The 21,131-nt window shown below is 35.5% G+C and carries 21 protein-coding genes; 14 read left to right on the plus strand and 7 right to left on the minus strand.

The window, feature by feature from the left end:
* The first annotated feature begins 27 nt into the window (after positions 1 to 27).
* Genes efp through nusB form a run of 3 tightly spaced genes read left to right on the plus strand, consistent with a single transcriptional unit; the run spans position 28 to position 1,506 of the window.
* Positions 28 to 585, plus strand: a complete 558-nt coding sequence (gene efp, locus BR50_RS08705; RefSeq protein WP_034547893.1) for an elongation factor P — start codon at positions 28 to 30, stop codon at positions 583 to 585.
* 52 nt (positions 586 to 637) lie between these two features.
* Entirely contained in the window at positions 638 to 1,063 is a 426-nt protein-coding gene (locus BR50_RS08710; protein WP_034547895.1) for an Asp23/Gls24 family envelope stress response protein, read from the plus strand.
* Positions 1,063 to 1,506: a transcription antitermination factor NusB gene (nusB, locus tag BR50_RS08715; RefSeq protein ID WP_034547897.1), complete on the plus strand. Its 444-nt coding sequence runs from the start codon at positions 1,063 to 1,065 to the stop codon at positions 1,504 to 1,506. Before BR50_RS08710 ends, nusB begins: the two co-directional genes overlap by 1 nt.
* 100 nt (positions 1,507 to 1,606) lie before the next feature.
* Here nusB and BR50_RS08720 read toward each other — a convergent pair whose 3' ends face one another.
* Complete coding sequence (locus BR50_RS08720; RefSeq protein WP_034546213.1) at positions 1,607 to 2,926, minus strand: ISL3 family transposase; 1,320 nt, start codon at positions 2,924 to 2,926, stop codon at positions 1,607 to 1,609.
* A 346-nt stretch (positions 2,927 to 3,272) separates the two neighbouring features.
* Here BR50_RS08720 and BR50_RS08725 point away from each other — a divergent pair, with 346 nt between their 5' ends.
* The 5 genes from BR50_RS08725 to BR50_RS08745 are packed head-to-tail and all read left to right on the plus strand — an operon-like array spanning position 3,273 to position 7,510.
* Positions 3,273 to 4,139, plus strand: a complete 867-nt coding sequence (locus BR50_RS08725) for a bifunctional methylenetetrahydrofolate dehydrogenase/methenyltetrahydrofolate cyclohydrolase (protein ID WP_034547898.1) — start codon at positions 3,273 to 3,275, stop codon at positions 4,137 to 4,139.
* A gap of 30 nt (positions 4,140 to 4,169) precedes the next feature.
* Positions 4,170 to 5,519 (plus strand): exodeoxyribonuclease VII large subunit, encoded by a 1,350-nt coding sequence (xseA, locus tag BR50_RS08730; RefSeq protein ID WP_425429668.1) that lies wholly within the window; start codon positions 4,170 to 4,172, stop codon positions 5,517 to 5,519.
* On the plus strand, positions 5,516 to 5,752 hold the full coding sequence (locus tag BR50_RS08735) for an exodeoxyribonuclease VII small subunit (protein WP_034547902.1): 237 nt from the start codon (positions 5,516 to 5,518) through the stop codon (positions 5,750 to 5,752). The genes xseA and BR50_RS08735 overlap by 4 nt, the downstream gene beginning before the upstream one ends.
* Before the next feature lie 15 nt (positions 5,753 to 5,767).
* Positions 5,768 to 6,667 carry a polyprenyl synthetase family protein gene (locus BR50_RS08740; RefSeq protein WP_034547904.1) on the plus strand — a complete coding sequence of 300 codons (900 nt, stop codon included), beginning with the start codon at positions 5,768 to 5,770 and terminating at the stop codon, positions 6,665 to 6,667.
* Positions 6,668 to 6,685: 18 nt separating this feature from the next.
* Entirely contained in the window at positions 6,686 to 7,510 is an 825-nt protein-coding gene (locus BR50_RS08745) for a TlyA family RNA methyltransferase (RefSeq protein ID WP_034547905.1), read from the plus strand.
* 241 nt (positions 7,511 to 7,751) lie between these two features.
* On the opposite strand, the gene BR50_RS08750 is transcribed toward BR50_RS08745, so the two are convergent.
* Positions 7,752 to 8,831, minus strand: coding sequence for an IS30 family transposase (locus BR50_RS08750; RefSeq protein ID WP_034545658.1), 1,080 nt, complete (start codon positions 8,829 to 8,831; stop codon positions 7,752 to 7,754).
* A 197-nt stretch (positions 8,832 to 9,028) separates the two neighbouring features.
* On the opposite strand from BR50_RS08750, the gene argR reads away from it, so the two are divergent.
* Both argR and recN read left to right on the plus strand, forming a co-directional pair.
* A complete protein-coding gene (gene argR, locus BR50_RS08755; protein ID WP_034547908.1) occupies positions 9,029 to 9,478 on the plus strand; it encodes an arginine repressor in 450 nt (149 codons plus the stop codon).
* A 34-nt stretch (positions 9,479 to 9,512) separates the two neighbouring features.
* The gene (recN, locus tag BR50_RS08760) at positions 9,513 to 11,231 is read left to right on the plus strand and encodes a DNA repair protein RecN (RefSeq protein WP_034547909.1); all 1,719 of its coding nucleotides are present in this window, start codon (positions 9,513 to 9,515) and stop codon (positions 11,229 to 11,231) included.
* An 83-nt stretch (positions 11,232 to 11,314) separates the two neighbouring features.
* Here recN and msrA read toward each other — a convergent pair whose 3' ends face one another.
* From msrA to BR50_RS08770, 3 genes are all read right to left on the minus strand, one after another.
* Positions 11,315 to 11,962, minus strand: coding sequence for a peptide-methionine (S)-S-oxide reductase MsrA (msrA, locus tag BR50_RS08765; protein WP_034547911.1), 648 nt, complete (start codon positions 11,960 to 11,962; stop codon positions 11,315 to 11,317).
* A 75-nt stretch (positions 11,963 to 12,037) separates the two neighbouring features.
* The gene (locus BR50_RS13050; RefSeq protein ID WP_143298351.1) at positions 12,038 to 12,190 is read right to left on the minus strand and encodes a DUF4044 domain-containing protein; all 153 of its coding nucleotides are present in this window, start codon (positions 12,188 to 12,190) and stop codon (positions 12,038 to 12,040) included.
* A 52-nt stretch (positions 12,191 to 12,242) separates the two neighbouring features.
* A complete protein-coding gene (locus BR50_RS08770) occupies positions 12,243 to 13,199 on the minus strand; it encodes a magnesium transporter CorA family protein (RefSeq protein WP_034547913.1) in 957 nt (318 codons plus the stop codon).
* A gap of 281 nt (positions 13,200 to 13,480) precedes the next feature.
* Between BR50_RS08770 and gndA the strand changes: the two genes are divergently transcribed.
* The 3 genes from gndA to BR50_RS08785 all read left to right on the plus strand — a co-directional run bounded on the left by gndA (position 13,481) and on the right by BR50_RS08785 (position 17,434).
* Positions 13,481 to 14,914, plus strand: a complete 1,434-nt coding sequence (gene gndA, locus BR50_RS08775; protein WP_034547914.1) for an NADP-dependent phosphogluconate dehydrogenase — start codon at positions 13,481 to 13,483, stop codon at positions 14,912 to 14,914.
* A 283-nt stretch (positions 14,915 to 15,197) separates the two neighbouring features.
* Entirely contained in the window at positions 15,198 to 15,890 is a 693-nt protein-coding gene (locus BR50_RS08780) for a response regulator transcription factor (protein WP_034547916.1), read from the plus strand.
* Positions 15,891 to 16,036: 146 nt separating this feature from the next.
* Entirely contained in the window at positions 16,037 to 17,434 is a 1,398-nt protein-coding gene (locus BR50_RS08785) for a sensor histidine kinase (RefSeq protein WP_081884519.1), read from the plus strand.
* 42 nt (positions 17,435 to 17,476) lie between these two features.
* Here the strand turns inward: BR50_RS08785 and yidC are convergent, their stop codons facing one another.
* Both yidC and BR50_RS08795 read right to left on the minus strand, forming a co-directional pair.
* Positions 17,477 to 18,400, minus strand: coding sequence for a membrane protein insertase YidC (gene yidC / locus BR50_RS08790; protein WP_156097505.1), 924 nt, complete (start codon positions 18,398 to 18,400; stop codon positions 17,477 to 17,479).
* A 68-nt stretch (positions 18,401 to 18,468) separates the two neighbouring features.
* Positions 18,469 to 18,840, minus strand: coding sequence for an acylphosphatase (locus BR50_RS08795; protein WP_143298352.1), 372 nt, complete (start codon positions 18,838 to 18,840; stop codon positions 18,469 to 18,471).
* A gap of 210 nt (positions 18,841 to 19,050) precedes the next feature.
* Here BR50_RS08795 and BR50_RS08800 point away from each other — a divergent pair, with 210 nt between their 5' ends.
* Positions 19,051 to 21,129: a DNA topoisomerase 3 gene (locus tag BR50_RS08800; RefSeq protein WP_034549119.1), complete on the plus strand. Its 2,079-nt coding sequence runs from the start codon at positions 19,051 to 19,053 to the stop codon at positions 21,127 to 21,129.
* The last annotated feature ends 2 nt before the right edge of the window (positions 21,130 to 21,131 follow it).

The following is a 21,131-nucleotide window of genomic DNA, read 5'->3' on the forward strand; positions in this document are numbered from 1 at the left end:
AGGAACGGACTCATAGGAGGAAATTAAATGATTTCAGTAAACGTTTTTAAAACAGGTTTAACAATCGAAGTAGACGGTTCAATATGGCGTGTTATAGAATTTCAACATGTAAAACCTGGTAAAGGTGCTGCTTTCGTGCGTTCAAAACTTAAAAATTTGCGTTCTGGTGCTGTACAAGAAAAAACTTTCCGTGCAGGCGAAAAAGTGAAAAAAGCTCAAATCGATAATAAAAAAATGCAATATTTATATGAAAGTGCCGGCGCTTATGTATTTATGGATAGTGAAACATATGAGCAAATCGAATTATCAAGGGATGCAATCGTCGAAGAATTAAAATATTTGAAAGAAAACATGGAAGTTCATGTTTTGATGTACGATACAGAAGTATTAGGTGTCGAATTGCCAAATACAGTTCAACTGCGTGTTGCTGAAACAGAACCTGGTATTCGCGGAGATACTTCCTCAGGTGGAACAAAACCAGCAATCTTAGAAACGGGAACATCCGTAAACGTTCCTTTCTTTGTGAATGTGGATGATGTATTGATTGTTAATACTCAAGACGGTTCTTACGTATCACGTGCATAGTCATTCAATCGCAATGGTAAAAAGAAATTAGTGAATATAGGAGGTTTGCCTTATGGCTGAAGAAGCGACAGTTGCAATACATGATACTAAAGGTACTCTGGGTGAAATAGAAGTAGCTCCTCAAGTAATTGAAGTAATCTCAGGTATTGCTGCAAATAAAGTAGATGGAGTCTATGCAATGCGAGGGAAAATATCTTCTGGTGTTTCTGAGTTATTCGGACGAGTAGACCATAAAAAAGGGGTCCATCTAACATCTAGTGAAGAAGGCTTAAAAGTAGATATTTACTGTTACTTTGTTTATGGAGTATCAGTACCAAAAGTTGCTTTAGAAATTCAAGAAAAAGTAAGAGAACAATTACTTCAAATGACAGACATAGAATTAGCTGAAGTAAATGTTCACATCGTAGGAATTGTACCGGAAAAAACAGAATTACAAGAATTATTAGATCTTGATAAAGAAGAAGATGGTGAAGAATAGTGAGCTTAACACGACGCGATATTAGAGAAAAAGCATTACAATCGCTTTTTCAACTTTCCGTTAATGATGAATTGTCAAAAGAAGAAGCGATGCAACAAGCTTTAACGAGTGAAAATGAATTAGTTGATGAAGTTGAAACAGTTCTTGTACCAAGTTATTTAGATATGCTTGTATCAGGTGTAATGGAAAAACAAGATGAAATAGATGAAAAAATAAAAAGTCATCTAGAAAACTGGTCGTTAGATCGCCTTGCTAAAACGGATTTAATTATTATTCGAGTAGCAATTTTTGAGATGATGTACGTTTCAGATGTACCAGATAGAGTAGCACTAAATGAAGCACTGGAAATTACTAAAAAGTACAGTGATGAAAAATCAAGAAAATTTGTTAACGGTGTTTTAGCAAATATAGTAAATGAAAACAATGAAGATGAAGCTGAATAATCTTTGTTTTTAGGCTATACACTTTTTGGTGTGGATGAAGAAATTGGCTCTACGTCAAATGGTGTGGATGAGCTAAATTTAGTTGGAAATAACGTCTTGTTTAAGCAGCGTGAGAGAATCTTCTCGCGCTGCTTTTTTTTGCTTTAAAACTAATCAAAATACGACATCTAAAGTTCTGAAAATTCCGATAACCATAAGCAACCCGTTTGATGACTTTTATTTTATTGATTGACCCTTCTAAAGCACCGTTAGAATAGGGATACATAAAAGTATGTTTTATCCTAGGCAAGTGTTTACGCAGGGTTTTAAGGGCAGTCTGCATAAAAGGAGATAACTCTTTAGGAGAAGCCTTAAGTACAAGGTTTTTAAACCCTTTATAGTCATTTTTTTTAGAATAATAAAGAAGATTTTGATACAAATCATACGTCGCTTTAAGAGTCTCGTCGAGCGTAAGTAGGTAGTCGATGATTTCTGTATTCGGTAAAGGTTTTTTAAAGAGTCGTTGATAGCGGTAATCCTTAAAATTTAAGTCGTCTGAATCCTTTAACAGGAGTTGCCAGTACCTTTTAAATTTTCTGTAATTCTTTAAATCTTCTGAATTAGAGGTATGGAATTGTTTCATTGTTTGAACTCTGGTTTGATTCAACGAGCGTGATATCAACTGAACGATATGGAAACGGTCAATGATCACTTTAGCATTAGGAAAGAGATCTTTAACTAATGTAAAGTAGGCCGCGTTCATGTCTACGACAATCGTTTTTACGTTCATCCTCGTCTTATAGGGATAGCGAAGAAAGTGACGGCGTAAAGCTAGTAGCAGCCGAGTTGGCAAGATATCGATTGGTTCATGTGTGTCTGCATTCGAATAAATAAAGCTCATTTTTCCTTCGACGTTTTTAACGGATTGAAATTCATCGAAAGAGAGGTGTTGCGGCAAGGATTTGAAGGTATTTTTAACAGACTGATTGAGTTGTTTCAAGACTCTGTCTACAGTGGTAGGAGAAACAAAATGCCGTTTAGACAGGTCTTTTATAGAAATAGTGTCGGCTAATTCAACCGCGATAGACTGTTTGACCCGTTTAGCGATGAAGCAACCTTCTTCAATTTCAGGAGAACGTGCAACAAAGGTAACACCGCATGCTCTACAAAGAAACCGCTGCTTCTTTAATCGAATAGACGTTGCATAATGAGTCGAACTGACCCATTTAACCCTAGAGGTTAAATACCCATTCTTTACAATAGAGTAGGCGTGGTTCTTCATCCCACAACACTCACAGTGAGTGGGTTTGTACGTTAAAGTGGCATAGAAAACTTTTGATCTGAACCCTTTGATTCGTTTCTCCTCGCAAAATTTTTCATCAAAAAAGATATTTTTATCTTTTAAATCAAGTGCAGTTCGGATACAATTATTATGAGACATATGAATTTTCCTTTCTAGTGGGTTGTCGTGACTTTATTCTAACTGGAAAATTCATTTGTTTCTATTTTTTTATAAAAAAATAGGTGCGAATGAATTTCTTCATCCACACCAAAAATTATACAGCCAAGAAATTCATCCACGCCTATTTTTTTACGAAAAAGGGACTACCATTTTTCGTGTTAGCAGATTAGGTGAATCCTTTACTTGAACTTTCTGGATGCATAAAGGTTATTTTTAGAAACTTTCGCAATGGAGATTTGAGGGTATAACTGTTCGAATTCTTATGATAAGATAGTTATGATGAAATTATTTTTACTTCAGTTGAGACGAAAAGGGTGGGATTCTTATGAGTGCAATAATTATGAGCGGTAAGCTATTAGCCGATGAAATGACGATCGAGATGCAGAATAATGTCAATAAACTTAAGGAAGAAGGAATCATCCCTGGTTTAGTTGTATTATTAGTGGGTGAAGATCCTGCAAGTCAAACGTATGTTAGAAATAAAGAAAAGCGTGCAAAATCTTTAGGATTTCACTCGCTCGTAAAGCGTTATCCAGCAGATATATCAGAAGAAAAATTATTGAATGAAGTCATCCGATATAATGAAGACCCTTCTTTTCACGGGATATTAGTCCAATTGCCTTTGCCAAAGCAGATCGATTCAGATAAAATATTAAATGCTATTGATTCTGTAAAAGATGTTGATGGGTTCCATCCTGTGAATATGGGAAAATTACTTATAGGACAACCGGATAAAATACCTTGTACACCATATGGTATTATGAAACTATTGGAACGTTATGAAATAGAAATCGAAGGAAAAACAGCAGTAGTCATAGGCCGTAGCAATATTGTTGGAAAGCCTATGGCACAGCTGTTAATGATGAAGAATGCAACTGTGACTGTGGCTCACTCTAGAACAAAAAATTTGGCCGAATTGGCTCGTACGGCTGATATTTTAGTTGTTGCGATAGGCAGAGGCAACTTTGTTACAAAAGAATTTATAAAACCAGGTGCCGCAGTTATTGATGTAGGGATGAATCGTGACCAAAATGGAAAATTGATCGGTGATGTAAAAAGTGATGAAGTAGCTGAAGTTGCAGGCTACTTAACGCCAGTTCCTAAGGGAGTAGGCCCAATGACGATCACAATGCTATTGTATCAAACGATTGAAAGTGCTAAAAAAATTGCTGCTAGCTCAAAAAAAAGATAGCATCTTTAATACTGCAATACCGCTAAAGGAGTGAATAAATTGTCAGATGATTACTTAACGGTCACCGCATTGACTAGATACATTAAACGAAAATTTGAACGGGATCCTTATTTAGAAAGAATCTATTTGACAGGTGAAATTTCTAACTTTAGAAACAGACCAAATGCACATCAATATTTCAGCTTAAAAGATGACCATGCAAAAATTTCTGCTATCATGTTTAAACCAGCTTTTCAAAAACTTAAGTTTACTCCTGAAGAAGGAATGAAAGTATTAGTTATTGGGCGTATTTCGTTATATGAAGCAAGTGGGAATTACCAAATAACGATTGAACATATGGAACCCGATGGAGTTGGGGCTTTATATCAAGCCTTAGAAGAAATGAAGAAAAAACTTAAAAATGAAGGATTATTTGATGCTCCAAAGCAATTGATTCCTACTTTTCCTAAAAGAATTGCAGTTATAACGAGTCCTAGCGGCGCTGTTGTAAGAGATATTATGACCACGATCAAAAGACGATTTCCTATTGTACAATTGGTTATTTACCCTACACTTGTCCAAGGAAATAAAGCTGCTGATGCAATCGTATCAAGTATCCGTATGGTAGAAGAAAAAGGTTATTTCGATACAATGATCATTGCGCGTGGTGGAGGTTCGATTGAAGATCTATGGCCTTTTAACGAGGAGAAAGTTGCGCGTGCGATATTTGAAGCTCAAACACCCATTATCTCTTCTGTAGGACATGAGACAGACACGACTATTGCAGATTTAGTAGCAGATGTTCGAGCAGCAACTCCAACAGCGGCGGCTGAACTATCCGTCCCTCTATTGTCTGATGAGTTGATTAAAATTGATCAGTTGAAATTGCGCCTTGTTCAAAGTTACGCTCGGAAAGTAGAGGTCTTAAATCAACGACTCAACAGTCATTTAAGTTCTTATATATTCAGTCAACCGCAAAGATTGTATGAGGGATATGCTCAAAAATTGGATCTTTCATCTGAAAGGCTCGTTCGAGCAATGGAAGAGAAAAACCAGCAATTAAAAAATGAGTTAAATGTACAAATGCTGCAGCTAAATGCACAAAATCCAACGCAATTGGTAAAGCAAAAATTTAGTGATTTGAGTGTAATAAACCGCCAGTTGACGACGCAAATGGAATGGTATATGGAAAATCAAACTAAACGATTTCAATACGCTGTACAGTCGCTAGATTATTTGAGCCCGTTAAAAATCATGAACCGAGGATACAGTTATGCGACAAAGGACGGAAAAGTTATTAAAGACAGCAAACAAATTGAATTAGAAGATAAGATACACGTTCATTTGCACAAAGGAAACTTTGAGGCAAAAGTGATAAAGAAAGAAGAGGAATCTAAATGAGTACAGCTAAAAAAATGAAATTTGAAGAAGCTATGCAGCAGTTAGAAGAAATCGTGACGAATTTAGAACGTGGCGATGTTCCATTAGAAGAGGCGTTAGATCAATTCCAAAAAGGTGTAAGTCTAAGTAAGTTTTGTAAAGAAACCTTACAAAATGCAGAACAAACATTGACTAAAATAGTAGACGAGAATGGAAAAGAGAAATTGTTTGAAGAGAATAGTGAAAAGGAATAGGAAAGCGGGCCGACCATGGATCTAAATTCGTTTAAAGAAAAGGTAATGCCGTCATTTGAAAAAGAAATGCTGGCATATATAGGGAAAGACTTAACTAAGAAAGAAAAACTGCATGAAGCTATGTCTTATTCTTTAGCAGCAGGTGGAAAAAGAATTAGACCCTTACTCCTTTTGGCAACGATCCAAACGTTGGGCGGCAATGTCAAAAAGGGCTATGCTGCTAGTGCAGCTTTGGAATTTATCCATACGTATTCCTTGATCCACGATGATTTGCCAGCCATGGATGATGACGATCTACGCAGGGGAAAACCAACAAGTCATATTGTATATGGTGAAGATATAGCAATTTTAGCTGGAGATGCTTTGCTGACACAAGCCTTTGAAATCGTTGCAGCATCTGAAATACAACTAGAAAAAAAACTGAAATTAATTTTAGCATTAGCAAAAGCAGCAGGTCCAGAAGGTATGATCTTAGGGCAGATGGCGGATATTCAAGGAGAAGGCAAAAACCTTAACTTGGAAGAACTTCAGCTTATTCACAGAAATAAAACTGGTGAATTATTAAAATTCCCAATTTATGCAGCTTGTGTGATCTCTGATGCAATACCAGAAGTAGCAGAACAATTGGTAAAGTATGCTGAACATATCGGATTAGCTTACCAAATTCGTGATGATATTTTAGATGTAATCGGCGATGTAGAAGAAATAGGTAAAAATATTGGAATGGATGAAGCCCATAATAAAAGCACTTATCCTGGTTTGTTGACACTTGTAGGAGCAAAAAAGGCTTTGGATCAAGAGTTAGCAGCTGCAAAAGAAAATTTGATGGCCGTTGAATACATTAGCAAGGATTCAACGAAACCAATCAAAATTAATTTATTGGAAGAAATTATTGATCTATTGGTGATCGATTAAAAAGATAGGAGCCGTTACATGAAAAAAGAGCGAGTAGATATCCTCTTAGTCGAACAAGGCCTTGTAGAGTCTATAGAAAAAGCGAAAAGTATGATCATGGCTGGTCAAGTATACACAGCTAAAGAAGAACGGATCGATACTGCTGGAGAAAAAATTGCATCCGATACGCAACTCCAATTAAAGGGAAAGCATTCTCGTTACGTGAGTCGCGGGGGATTTAAATTAGAAAAGGCTATGGAATTTTTTGATGTGACTATTGCAGATAAAATCATGCTAGATATTGGATCTTCTACTGGAGGATTTACAGATGCTGCTTTGCAACACGGAGCTAAAATGAGCTATGCTTTGGATGTCGGAACTAATCAGTTAGCGTGGAAACTTCGTCAAGATCCAAGGGTCGTTGTTATGGAACAAACGAATTTCAGGTACTGTAAGCCAGAAGATTTTTCAAAAGGCAGACCAAACTTATCATCGATCGATGTTTCCTTCATTTCTTTACGCCTTATTCTTCCGGTTTTAAAAAATATTATTGCTTCCGGTGGAGATGTTTTGGCTTTGATAAAGCCTCAATTTGAAGCTCGTCGTGAAGATGTGGGTGAAAAAGGAATTGTCAGTGATAAAAAGGTCCATGAACAAGTTCTAACAGATATGCTGTCATTTGCGGTAAGTATTGGGTATGATGTACTAAATTTGACATTTTCACCTATCACTGGTGGAGAAGGAAATATCGAATTTTTAGCTCATCTACAATGGAATGATAAAATGCACGGTGAATTAGCTAAGACCGTAGATATAGAGTCAGTTTTAACAGAAGCATATGCCACACTAAAAAAACAAAAATAAATAAAAATACGAGTGTGCTAATTGAATTAGTACACTCGTGTTTTTATTCTAGGATCTTTTATTTTTTTCTTTTTGTAAATTTCAAGTTTAAGTTAGCCACTTGTTAAAGAATTATTTCATGTGAAAATTAAAGAGCTTAATTCATTTTGTAAGGCTTGGTGCTACACTGAGATATCACAAGTTTATCGACGAACTGTCTACGGTCATCTTCCCAGCTTTCAAGTTATGCCGAAAAAGGCTTTTAAGCTGTTTGTCGTTCTAGGCGAAGTGCGTTCACAAAGCAGTCATGTGGGGTCCTATAATCTAATATTTTTCTGGGATAATCATTCATCCATTGTTGAATTCGCAGGCATTGTGTCTCAGTGAATTGGCTGATAGGCTTCCCTTTAGGAATGAATCGACGAATAAATTTATGTTGATTCTCACTCGTTCCTCGTTCAAAAGAAGCATAAGGGTGGCTGAAATAAACATCTAAAGTGTCTTTCAAAGCCTCATCTAGTCCCGCGAATTCAGAACCATTATCTGAGGTAATCGTTTTGAAAAAAGTTGGAAAGTCCTCTCTGGATCGTGCTTGAAGAGTACGAATCGCTTGATTTACAGATTCTTGATCTTTACCATTTATTTTCATAATAACTTCAAGGCGTGTTTGGCGTTCAACCAAAGTGAGTAATACGGCATCTGTCTTTATTTTGTTGCCAATCACAGTATCGATTTCCCAGTGACCAAAGGTTTTACGATTATCAATTTCTTTTGGACGGTTGTCAATTGATTGTCCAAGTATACGCTTATTTGGACGCTTCTTCAGAGATAATACCTTCGGTTTCCGAGACAGCTTTTCTAGAAGGTCGAGGTTTTTCGTTCTCATAATCTCTCTATCTATCCAGTAATAAAGTGTCGTGGTACAAGGGATAATTGTGGGATCAAACAGCTCATGCTTTAAAGCAAAGCCAACCACTACATCAGGTGACCATTTATCAGTCAACATTTTATCATCGGCCCACTCTATAAAGGCATCTGTATCCGCCCATTTTGGTCGACGGCCACAGTTTAAACGATGCTTGTCATAAACAGCCTGACCGGTACCAGCATCATAAATTCTAATAAAATAATCATAAATCTTACTCTTTTGCTTTTGACGTTTAAGTTGAGTAATTGTTCCACGCTTTATCTCATTATTGATTGTTTGAGGTACTCGATTCAGGACAATAGCAATAGGACGATTCGAATAATCTTCCTGTTTCAAAATAGCAATTTGAGATCGTTCTGAATAAGATAAGTGTTTCCCCTTACGTGCTGGTGTGTTATCGTTAGAGTGCGTCATGTGAATTCATCCTGTCTATTGAGAGTTAGTGGTAACTTCAATATAACATGAAATTCACATGGCGTTTTTATATTTTAGCCTTAGTGGCTAACTTCATTATATAATCCAGCATTTATTTTTTTCTTTTCTATCTGAAATAAGTACGCTATGATAGGAGTATTAAATGAATAATACAGTTATGAGAATGAGGTGGAAAGATGAAGAAAAGAGAACGTCACCATTTATTACAAGAGTTGATTAGAGAAAATGTTATTGAAAAGCAGGAAGAGTTTGTGCGTATGTTAGAAGAAAGAGGCATAGAAGTCACACAAGCAACTATTTCACGGGATATCAAGGAACTGCAATTAGTAAAAGTTCCCTCACAAACAGGAGGATACCAATATAGTTTGCCGCCTGATATCCAATATGATACATCAATAAAATTGGAGCGTTTATTTAAAGATGCTTTTGTTTCAGTGGATACACAAGATTGTTTTCTACTCATTCGAACCATTCCTGGAAACGCTTTCGCTCTAGGAAGCTTGATTGACTCTTCAAATTTTGAAAGTGTCTTTGGAGCCATTTCGGGAGATGATACAGTATTTATTATTTGTCGTTCACCTGAAGAAGCGGTACAGTTAAAAAATCATTTTATACAATTAATTTAAGTGTCCAAGAGAGAAGTATTGGAGGTGTTAAACAGTGCTTCAAGAATTAACAATCAAAGATTTTGCTATCATAAAGAATTTGAATCTTAGTTTTAACCGTGGCATGACCGTATTGACTGGAGAAACAGGAGCAGGTAAATCAATTATTATCGATGCTGTTGGATTACTTGCGGGTGGAAGAGGATCTAGTGAGTTTATCCGACATGGTGCTGCTAAGTGTGTATTAGAAGCTTTGTTTTCGTTGGAAGGAAATTCGCTTACTTATGAATTGTTAAAAACTTATGATATTGATAGTGATGAAGGTATCGTTATCATTCAACGTGACATTCATCGCAGTGGAAAAAATATTTGTCGCATTAACGGCCGATTAGTTACTATAGCAACGTTGCGTTTAATTGGAGAATCCATTATTGATATCCATGGTCAAAATGAACATCAAGAATTGATGAATCCTGAACGCCATCTAAGTATGTTAGATCATTTTGGCGATAAAGAATTAGTCGGATTAAAAAAGGATTTTCAAGAAACCTACACGCAATATAAAAAAGTCGAAAAAGCCTATGAAAAATGGCAAAATGGCGAACAAGAATTAGCACAACGTTTAGATATGCTGCAGTATCAAACAAGCGAAATTGAAATGGCAGAACTTCTTGATGGAGAAGAAGAAGAATTGCTAGAAGAAAAAAACATCCTATCTAATTATCAAAAAATCATGTCAGCCTTATCTTTGAGCTATGATGTGCTGCAAGGGGATGAGGTCAATGGTATTGACTTAGTTGGGAATGCAATGACTGATATGAGCTCTCTGGAAGAGATAGATGAAAAATATAAAAATTTATCAGAAGCTATTTCAAATAGTTACTTCCAGCTCCAAGAAGCGGCTAGTGATATTTTGAGGGAAATAGATCAGATGGCTTATGATGAGAACCGGTTAAATGAGATTGAGAAAAGATTGGAAATCATCAAACAATTAAAGCGAAAATACGGTGATTCTATTGCAGAAATAAAGATTTATTATGAAAAAATTTCAGCTGAACTAGATCAAACCATGAATCGTGAAAATCATTTAACGAATATGACAAAAGAATTAGCTGATTTATCAAAAAAATTGATAAAAAAAGGCTGTCAACTTTCTTTAAAACGTAGAACAGTAGCTAAAGACATTGAACGGTCTATTCATGAACAATTACAAGAACTATATATGGAAAAAGTAGTTTTTGAAGTCCAATTCTTTAAACCAATTAAAGAATTTTTGAGTGAAGAAGCACATGAATCAGGCTTTGATGCGGTTGAGTTTTATATTGCTACAAATATGGGTGAGCCGTTAAAACCTTTAGCTAAGGTAGCTTCTGGAGGAGAATTGTCTCGTATGATGTTAGCGATGAAGACAATATTCTCTAAATCTCAGGGGATCACAAGTATTATATTTGATGAGGTAGATACAGGTGTGAGCGGACGAGTTGCACAAGCTATTGCAAATAAAATTTATATGGTAGCTGTTCATTCTCAAGTTCTGTGTATTACTCATTTACCTCAAGTAGCGGCGATGGCAGATAATCATTTATATATTTCAAAAAGCGTTGAAAATGACCGAACAAAAACGCATGTAAATGCTTTGGAAACTACAGAAAAGGTTGAGGAAATTGCTCGTATGTTAGCGGGAACCGAAATTACAAAACTAACATTAGAACATGCGAAAGAATTAACGGTATTAGCTAAAATAGAAAGACAAAAGCAAAAAAAAATTAGTTAAAACAAATGATCTTGCAATCAATCGGACTTTAAGGTCTGATGTATTGCAAGATCATTTTTATTTAAAACTAGTTACAATTAATTTTACCAACGGATAGTATCAAGTAATTCTTCTAAGATATATTTTTCATTTTCATTTAGACCCCAAAATTCCAGTTCTTTCTTGATATCTGCTAGAAGTCCAAATTCTCTAACAAAACTATTTAGACGTGCAGCGATAGTAGAATCAATATAGTCAGAATAAGTTGGGAAAAGATAGGTAATAGAGGAATGGGCTTTAGGGTAACGTTTCAGAAAATACTTTTGGTGGCGGTCTTCGGCTTGATAAAAATGAGTATAGGGCTGGATTTCTGTTTGTATTTTTTTGTGATGTTTATTTTCCCAGTCTTGTTTAACTTGGTGAGCTATTTTTTGTTGCTCGGCATCATGATAGAATAAAAGAGAAAGATACTGGCGTCCTTTATAAGTACGATCTTTAGCAGCATCATGGCTGTCCCAAAATAAAGTTACAATAGTTGAGTAAGGAATAACCTCAGGATCAAAATCGATTTCTAAAGTTTCAGTATGGTCTCCCATCAAATGGTAGGTAGGATCAAGCGCAGTCCCTCCGGCATAACCAACACGCGTACGAATCACACCAGGCAGATGGCCAAATTGACTATCTGGCCCCCAAAAGCACCCCATACTAAAGGTAGCTGTTTGAAAACTAGTTGAACGTCTATTCAAATCCATTATTTATTGTCCCTCCAAATTTCAAAATAAAAACCCTAGGAAACGATTTAGCGAAATCATTTCCTAGGGTTGACTTTAATTCATTGTAACTAGTGTATAGAGAACAGAAAAAAATCCTGAACCTAACATTGCAACAAGCATTATCCAAACAAACGCCTTCGTGAAGCGCTGCGTTTTAGATGCTTTTTTCTTGTTTTTTGTTGCCACGAGGTGATCCCTCACTTTCATGTACCTATTTCTTATAGTTTACAACAAAGAAGCTGGCAGAATCAATAGGCTATTAAAAATAATCTTTTTTTCTTAACATCCAGACCGTTATAGCACAGATAATGAGGCTAATCAAACAAATGATCCAAAAAGCACCGGATGTGTCTTCTAGCGGTAAAGAGACATTCATTCCCCAAAGTGCTCCAATAATAGTTGGAATCGTTAATACAATAGTAATTGAAGTCAAAACTTTCATAATATTATTCAAGTTATTTGAAATAACAGAAGAAAAAATAGCACTAATTTGCTCTAACATTTTATTAGACTGCCGTATCATAGCTTCTGCTTGCTGATTTTCAATCACGACATCATGCAAAAAAGAAAGATTACTTTTATTTTTATTGAAACGCTCAATTGACTTCAGCTTTTTGAAAATAGGATGATTGCTTCCAATAGCCGTGCTAAAATAGACTAAGCTTTTTTGTAAAGCCATTAGAGAAAATAGTTGGCGGTTCTTTGTAGTGGTGGTTAAGTTTTTTTCTAGTATTTCAACTTTAGAATTGATTTCTTTTAGATAAGAGATGTAATCAGAAGAAATGTGCCAAGCAATGTCTAGCAAAAACTGTTCTTGATTTGTACTATCAATTGAGTAGTTCAATTTGTTCTCAATCATATTTGAAATGAAAATAGGTGTATCAACAGAAGCTGTAATGATCGTATTAGCTGTTGAAATAACAGCCAGTGGTCTCGTAATATATTCGTTATCATTTGGGTTGCTAGTGATTTTTATTGGGTAAAGAAACATAACTAATGATGAACTTTTATTTTCTCCCATTTCTAAATTTTCATACCGGGAAACTTCGTCTGGATCTAACACACCATCGAGGTAATCTTTTGGAAAGTTAAACTGACTAATTACTTGATGAATTTCATCAGCTGTTGGATCGGAAAGGTGTATCCACTCTCCATGGGTAAATTCGGTATCTTGAACAATTTTGCCTTGGTTTGTTGTGTAATAGGACTGGATCATCGCAAACGCTCCTTAAAATGGGATTGATAAAAATTACAATTAAGCGATAAAGTCTACTTTATCACCTATTTTACACCAATTAGTTATAAAATAGGTGAAACCTGTGTTAATTATAGAGAAATTGACCCAGTTTAGCCAAAAGGGCTATAAAATTATTTTTTAAAGTCGTTAGTTTAAATGAAACAACTTTTAATTTCCTCTTTTTTTTGCTACGATAGTGGAGAACAGAGAAATACCATTAAAATAAAAATAGTTTTTAATTGAAGGGAGTTTAAATAAATATGAGTAAGCAACAAATTGGTGTAGTTGGAATGGCCGTTATGGGGAAAAATTTAGCTTTAAATATTGAAAGCAGAGGATATTCTGTATCGGTTTACAATCGAACAACTTCTAAAACAGAAGCAGTTGTTGCAGAGAATCCAGGCAAAAAATTAGTATTGACTCGTACAGTCGAAGAATTTGTAGCATCTATTGAAAAACCAAGACGTATTTTATTAATGGTGCAAGCTGGTAAGGGAACAGATGCAACGATTCAATCTTTACTGCCGCATCTTGATAAAGGTGATATATTGATTGACGGAGGAAATACGTTCTTTAAAGATACGATTCGCCGTAGTAAAGAACTCGCTGAATCAGGAGTTAACTTTATTGGAACAGGCGTTTCCGGTGGAGAAGAGGGAGCCTTAAAAGGACCAGCAATTATGCCTGGCGGACAAAAAGAAGCCTATGATTTAGTTGCTCCTATCCTTGAAGAGATTGCTGCTGTAGCCGAAGATGGCGAAGCTTGCGTAGCCTACATCGGACCAAATGGTGCGGGACATTATGTTAAAATGGTACACAATGGTATCGAATATGGAGATATGCAATTAATTGCTGAATCGTATCACCTATTACGCAACGTTGCTGGCTTATCTGTTGAAGAAATAGCTGAAGTATTCACTGAATGGAATAAAGGCGAATTAGATAGTTTCTTGATCGAACTTACAGCGACTGCTTTAACTAAAAAAGATCCTGAAACGGGTAAACCAATGGTCGATATCATTTTGGATCGTGCTGGAAATAAAGGCACAGGTAAATGGACATCGCAAAGTGCATTAGATTTAGGTGTTCCACTTCCACTGATTACAGAGTCAGTTTTCGCGCGTTATATCTCAGCACTAAAAGAAGAACGAGTTGAAGCAAGCAAAGTTTTACCAAAGCCTGCTAGTTATATAGTTGAAGAAGACAAAGCTGAACTAATCGAAAAAATTAGACAAGCCTTATACTTCAGTAAAGTTATGAGCTATGCTCAAGGATTTGCGCAAATGCGTACAGCTAGTGAAGAGTATGACTGGAATTTACAATACGGTGAAATAGCTAAGATATTCCGTGCTGGTTGTATTATTCGTGCTCGATTCTTACAAAAAATCACTGATGCTTATGATCATAAACCAGAGCTTAAAAACTTAATGCTGGATAGTTACTTCATGGATATCGCTAAAAATTACCAGGATTCTGTTCGTGACGTTATTGGTATTGCGGTTAAATCAGGCGTCCCTATCCCAACATTCTCTTCAGCAATTTCTTATTATGATTCTTATCGTACGGCTGATCTGCCAGCAAATATCATCCAAGCTCAACGGGATTATTTCGGTGCACATACTTACGAAAGAACGGATAAAGCAGGAACATTCCATTTTGATTGGTATGGTAATGAAGGAGAAGAACAACTGTAATTATTGAATCTATCAAAAAATCTAAATAAATGTAATAACAAAAAGAGACTAAAACTTGAATTTAGTCTCTTTTTGTGGTCTAAAATAGCGGAATATAAGAGAAAACTGTTTAAAGGCTTAAGTATCCCTTAAATCTAAGTTTCAATGCTCTCATTTATTTTTAATTTATGGTAAAATGATAACGGACACATTAAAAATTGATTGTGAAAAACTATTTATCGTGGTATCGTAACAAGAGCAAAATAGAAAAAAAGTGATTTTAGAGGAGCAGGTGTGCAATAGCATGAATAAAATTTTAATTATTGAAGATGAAAAGAATTTAGCTCGATTTGTAGAACTTGAATTAAAACATGAAGGTTACGCGACAGAGGTCCGTTACAATGGACGCAGTGGATTAGAAGCAGCAGTTGCAGAAGATGCACATTGGGATGTTATATTATTAGACTTAATGTTACCAGAATTAAATGGAATAGATGTTTGTCGTCGTATTAGACAAGTAAGCAAGGTGCCTATCATCATGATGACGGCTAGAGATTCTGTCATCGATCGAGTTTCTGGATTAGATCATGGTGCAGATGACTATATTGTTAAACCATTTGCTATTGAAGAATTATTAGCACGATTACGTGCCTTGTTCCGTCGTATTGAAATTGAGAGTGAGCAAAACATTACAAAACAAACAACCGTTACGTACAGAGATCTAAAGGTTGAAAAAGAAAATCGCGTTGTGCGCCGTGGAGAAGAAGTTATCGAATTAACAAAACGTGAATATGAATTATTATTGGAATTAATGGAAAATGTGAATGTCGTTTTAGCTCGTGATGTATTATTAAATAAAGTATGGGGATACGAAACTGAAGTTGAAACGAACGTTGTAGATGTCTATATTCGTTATTTGCGCAATAAAATAGACGTTCCTAACGTTGATAGCTATATTCAAACTGTTCGTGGTACGGGTTACGTGATGCGTTCGTGAAATTCCCGTTTAATGACAAAAAAAAGAATAGAAAGAAAAAAAAACGATTTTCGTTAAAATGGAAGTGGACTATTGGGGCTACGCTTGCAATTTTCTTAACAATTTCAGTTTTTTCTATTGTGATTTTTGTAGGTTTTAGGCAGATTATGTTTACGCAAGAAGAAGAAAATTTTAGAGAAGTTTTATTTGGTGCTTCCAAACGTCTAGTTGATGAGAATAAACTAACGGATAGTGACTCAACTGCTTTATCAAAAGCAACTGTTTATTCTGCTTTTAATCCTTCGTACTCTCCAGATACGATGAGATCAACGGAAGAATACGATCAGCGAAATACAACTTTTGAAGATGCTGGAAATTACCAAGATACGTTATATGCAAAAATGAATGAGGAAGATGTAATCGTAAAAGTCTATACTCCAACATCAAGACTACTTTTTGAGTCTAAATTGGGTGATTTTTCTTTTAAAGGAAGCTCAGAACCAGTTATCAAAAGGATAGAAGTAAATGGTGAAGAAGGCTATTACGGGGTCATGCCTGTTATTTCTGATGAAACAAACCAAATTATTGGTTATGTGCAAGTGATTGATGGTATGACTGAGTATCATAATATGATTGATGTCACGATCATCAGTCTAGTAGCGATGAATTTTGCTGCGCTTATTTCTAGCGGTATTATAGGTTACTTGTTGGCATCTAATTTCTTAAAGCCAATAAAAACCATTACTAATACAATGAATGATCTTCGTCAGGATACGCAATCGACTTCTAGGATTGAAGTTACAGAAGGAAATGATGAATTGGATCATCTTTCAATGGTGTTTAATGATATGTTAGATAAGATGCAGAAGTATATTGAGCAGCAAAAACAATTTGTAGAAGATGTTTCTCATGAGTTAAGGACACCAGTCGCCGTTATGGAAGGGCATTTGAAGTTATTAGATCGATGGGGAAAAAAAGATCCTGCAATACTAGATGAATCACTTTCTGCTTCATTACAAGAAATCACACGAATGAAAAGTCTGGTCCAGGAAATGCTTGATTTATCTAGAGCTGAACAAGTAGAAATTCATTATAAAAATGAAAAAACAGCTATAAAAGCAGTTATTCAGCAAACATATAATAATTTTAGTATGATCCATCCTGATTTTATATTTAATTTAGATGATGATATTTACGATGATATTTATGTTGCTATTTACCGAAATCATCTTGAACAGATTTTAGTTATTTTATTAGACAATGCTGTAAAATATTCTAATGAGCGTAAGGAAGTTCATATTTCAGTTTCAACTGATGATAGAGAAGTTCAAATTGCTATTCAAGATTTTGGTGAAGGAATGACTCAAGAAGATACAGAAAAAATTTTCAATCGTTTTTATCGTATCGATAAGGCTCGCAGCCGGTATAAAGGCGGAAACGGCCTCGGATTAGCCATTGCAAAAGAATTATTAAATGGGTATAACGGAAATATAACAGTTGAAAGTGTTTTAAATCATGGAACAATCTTTAGAATATCATTACCTATCTACCGAGAAGAATCATAACAACAAAAAAATACCTGCTCATTTGAGCAGGTATTTTTTATTTCAACGTTTCTTTTGTTGTTTGCCAGCGTTTCTTCTATTAATATTTTTATTGTTGGAAGGCTGACTTAAAACTTTAGTTTGTTGTTCAACAGGCTCAGCTTGTTTAATCGTCCGTTTTGGTTTAGCGGGACGCTTTTTAGCTTCTGCTTCTAACTGAGCTCTTATTTTTGGTTTAAAGATGAAATTGGTAATAAGCGTTTGGAATACCGCGAAAATTCCTCCGACGAACCAATACAATCCTAATCCAGCAGGAGAGGTAAATGAAACCATCAAAATCATTATCGGACTAACATACATCATTGTACGCATTTGTTTCTTTTGTTCATCCGGAAGGCCAATCATAGAAACATAAGATTGAACAAAATAAACTGCACCGGCTGCAATAGCAAGAGCGATATTTTGATTTCCTAAACTAAAACCTAAGAAAGTGCTGCTTCCGATTTCTTTAGACAAACTAATAGCTTGGAACATAGCAGTAAAGATAGGCATTTGGATCAATAATGGTAAACAACCAATACCACCTAACATACTCATGTTGTTATCTTTATATAAGCTCATAAGTTCTTGTTGTGCAGCCGCCTTTTCTTCAGCAGTAACAGCAGCTTTTTGTTTCTTCTGGACTTCATCCATTTCTGGTTTGATTAAAGCCATTTTTTCTTGTTGAATGATTGATTTTTTAGATTGACTTAAGTTTAAAGGTAAGATAATTAAACGCACAGCTAATGTAATAGCTATAATAGACAGGCCATAACTACCTCCAAATAAATCAGCCAATTGAATGATCACTCGTTGCGTTGGAACTACTAATAACTCATAAATTGTACCACTAGGGTTACCATCAGAGTCATGACCCATACAACCTGACAAAAAAATCATGACACTTAAAAGCGTTCCCGATAAAAGTAATTTTTTAAATTTTTTCATTGTTCACTATCCTTCATTTTTTTTAAATTAAGTAACATCACTTACTATACAGGATTCTTGTACGGTTTTCAATTGCTTATTGTGAACTTGTCTCTAATCTTCAAGGAAGGGAGTTCTTCTACTATTATAGAATCAACATAGCCGCTTGGTGAAGGTGAGTTTCTTATTTTTTCTATAAAGAGGTCGATTTTTTCCGGGTCCCCATTGGCTTCTATATAGACACTTCCATCAGGCTCATTTCGAACAATACCATAGACACCTATCTGATCGGCCACTAGTTTAGTTGAGAAACGAAAGCCAACACCTTGTACCGATCCTACTACACGAATAGAAACTTTTTTCATAGAAATCCCTCCATTGGTTATCTGATTATTTGAAGAATCGTATGATTTGCTTATTGGAAAAAGAAACTGTTTGATTGTTCGAAAAAATGAGGTCATTAATATCCCATCCTTTTCCAAAAAATAGTTTGCTTATTTAGTCTATTTTAACGATTACCTTGAAGTTGGTCAAACATTCTTTGTTCTGAACATAAAAGAATAGCATTCACTTTGGGATTGTTGCATTGAGTATAGAGATAATTTACAATGACTGTACAGCGTTTCATAGGAAAAAGAGAAATGATAAGCGGTTTTAAGAAAGGAACGATCATGAAGACATTGATTATCGCCGAAAAACCAAGTGTAGGAAAAGAAATTGCACGAGTACTCGGAGCAACACAAAAAAGTAAAACGCATATTGAAGGAAAAGACGTTATCGTAACGTGGGCATTAGGCCATTTATTAGGGTTGAAAATGCCTGAAGAGTATAAAAAAGAATGGGCAACTTGGGATCTAAACACCCTGCCGCTTGTCCCAGAAAAAATGTTGATCACACCATTAAAAAATACAAGAGGTCAATTAAAAGCGATCAAGCAGCTGGCTGATCGAAAAGATATTGGATCAGCCGTTATTGCTACCGATGCCGGGCGTGAAGGGGAACTAGTTGCACGATGGATATTAGAGTATGTTCACTTTAATAAACCAGTAAAAAGACTTTGGATATCTTCGCAAACCGATAAAGCAATCAAAGATGGCTTTGATCAATTACAGCCTAGCAAAAAATATGATACATTGTATGATTCTGCTGTTGCACGCTCAGAAGCAGACTGGTTGATTGGTTTAAATGTTACTAGGGCATTGACTGTGAAATACCAAGATAGTTTATCTGCTGGACGGGTCCAAACACCTACGTTAGCCATGGTACGTAAGCAAGAAGCTAAAATACAGTCTTTCGTTCCAGAAACTTTTTACACTGTTCAATTAATAGTTGATGGAAAAAAGGCAGTAGTGCAAGAGGGTGCACCCCGTAAATTTAGTGAACGAGAAAAAGCAGAAGCTCTAGTAGCTTCATTGAAAAATAACCCAGTTGTAGTTGTAGATATAAAAGAAAAGCAAACAGTTCAACAAGCTCCATTGCCTTATGATTTGACTGAACTTCAACGTGAAGCAAACCAGCGCTATCAATTTTCAGCAAAGAAAACACTTAGTTTGATGCAAACGTTATATGAACGCCATAAAGTGCTCTCTTACCCAAGAACAGATTCAAAATATTTAACCCAAGATATGATCAGCACGATGAAAGAAAGAGTAACGGCTATTCAAAATTTTGCTCCTCAGGAAGTTAAGGGAATTTTGAAAAATGGAACCAAAGTAACTCAAAAAGGTGTTTTTAATACTGCAAAAGTAACGGACCATCATGGTATTATCCCAACCGAAGAACGTCCGCGTCCTGAAAAAATGGAAGCCGACGAGTTAAAAATCTATCGCATGGTTGTTGAACGATTTATAGGATTATTCTTACCGGCGTACAAAGTTTCTAAGACGACCATTGTTTTTTCGGCAGCTAATATCTTATTCGAACTGCAGCAAGAAGAAGTTCTCGAAAAAGGATGGAAAAAGGATATCCAAAAACAATCGGAAAGTGTGTATACATTAAATGAGCAAATAATGCATCCAACTTATACAATAAAAAAACAATTAACAGAAGCACCAGCTCGCTTATCTGAAGGTGCACTCCTTCAGAATATGGAAAAAAATGGATTAGGAACACCTGCTACCCGTGCTGAAATCATTGAAAAACTCATTAAGAGTGATTTAATGGAACGGAACCAAAATAAATTAAGTACAACTCCTAAAGGGCAACAACTGCTAACATTAGTAAATCCGGCACTAGTGACTCCAGAACTCACAAGCGAATGGGAGAAGTCATTAGAAGAAATTGCAAAAGGTACGTTAAAAAAAGAGGATTTCTTAAAACAAATAAAAAAAGAAACCGCCCAATTGGTAGCAGAAATTAAACAAAGTACAGAAACGTATAAAGATCATGCGTTAACAAATAAGATATGCCCTGACTGTGGTGAATTATTGAAAGAGCGAAGTGGTCGTGATGGGAAATTGCTTATTTGCAGTAGCTCAACGTGTTCTTATAAACGGAGAAAAGACCCAAAAATTTCTAATCACCGATGTGCACAGTGTCACCGTAAAATGGAAATCCATGAGGGGAAAAGCGGGAATTATTTCAAGTGTAAATATTGCAATATTTCTGAAAAAATAGAAGGTAAAACTAGTAAAAAACCTAGTAAACATGAAACAAATAAATTAATGCAAAAAATAAATAAGCAGCAAGAAGAAGTAGAGAGTCCATTGGCTTTAGCGATGAAAGCTGCAATGGAGAAAAAGAATGATTAAAA

This window comes from Carnobacterium alterfunditum DSM 5972, assembly GCF_000744115.1.
Taxonomy (GTDB): domain Bacteria; phylum Bacillota; class Bacilli; order Lactobacillales; family Carnobacteriaceae; genus Carnobacterium_B; species Carnobacterium_B alterfunditum.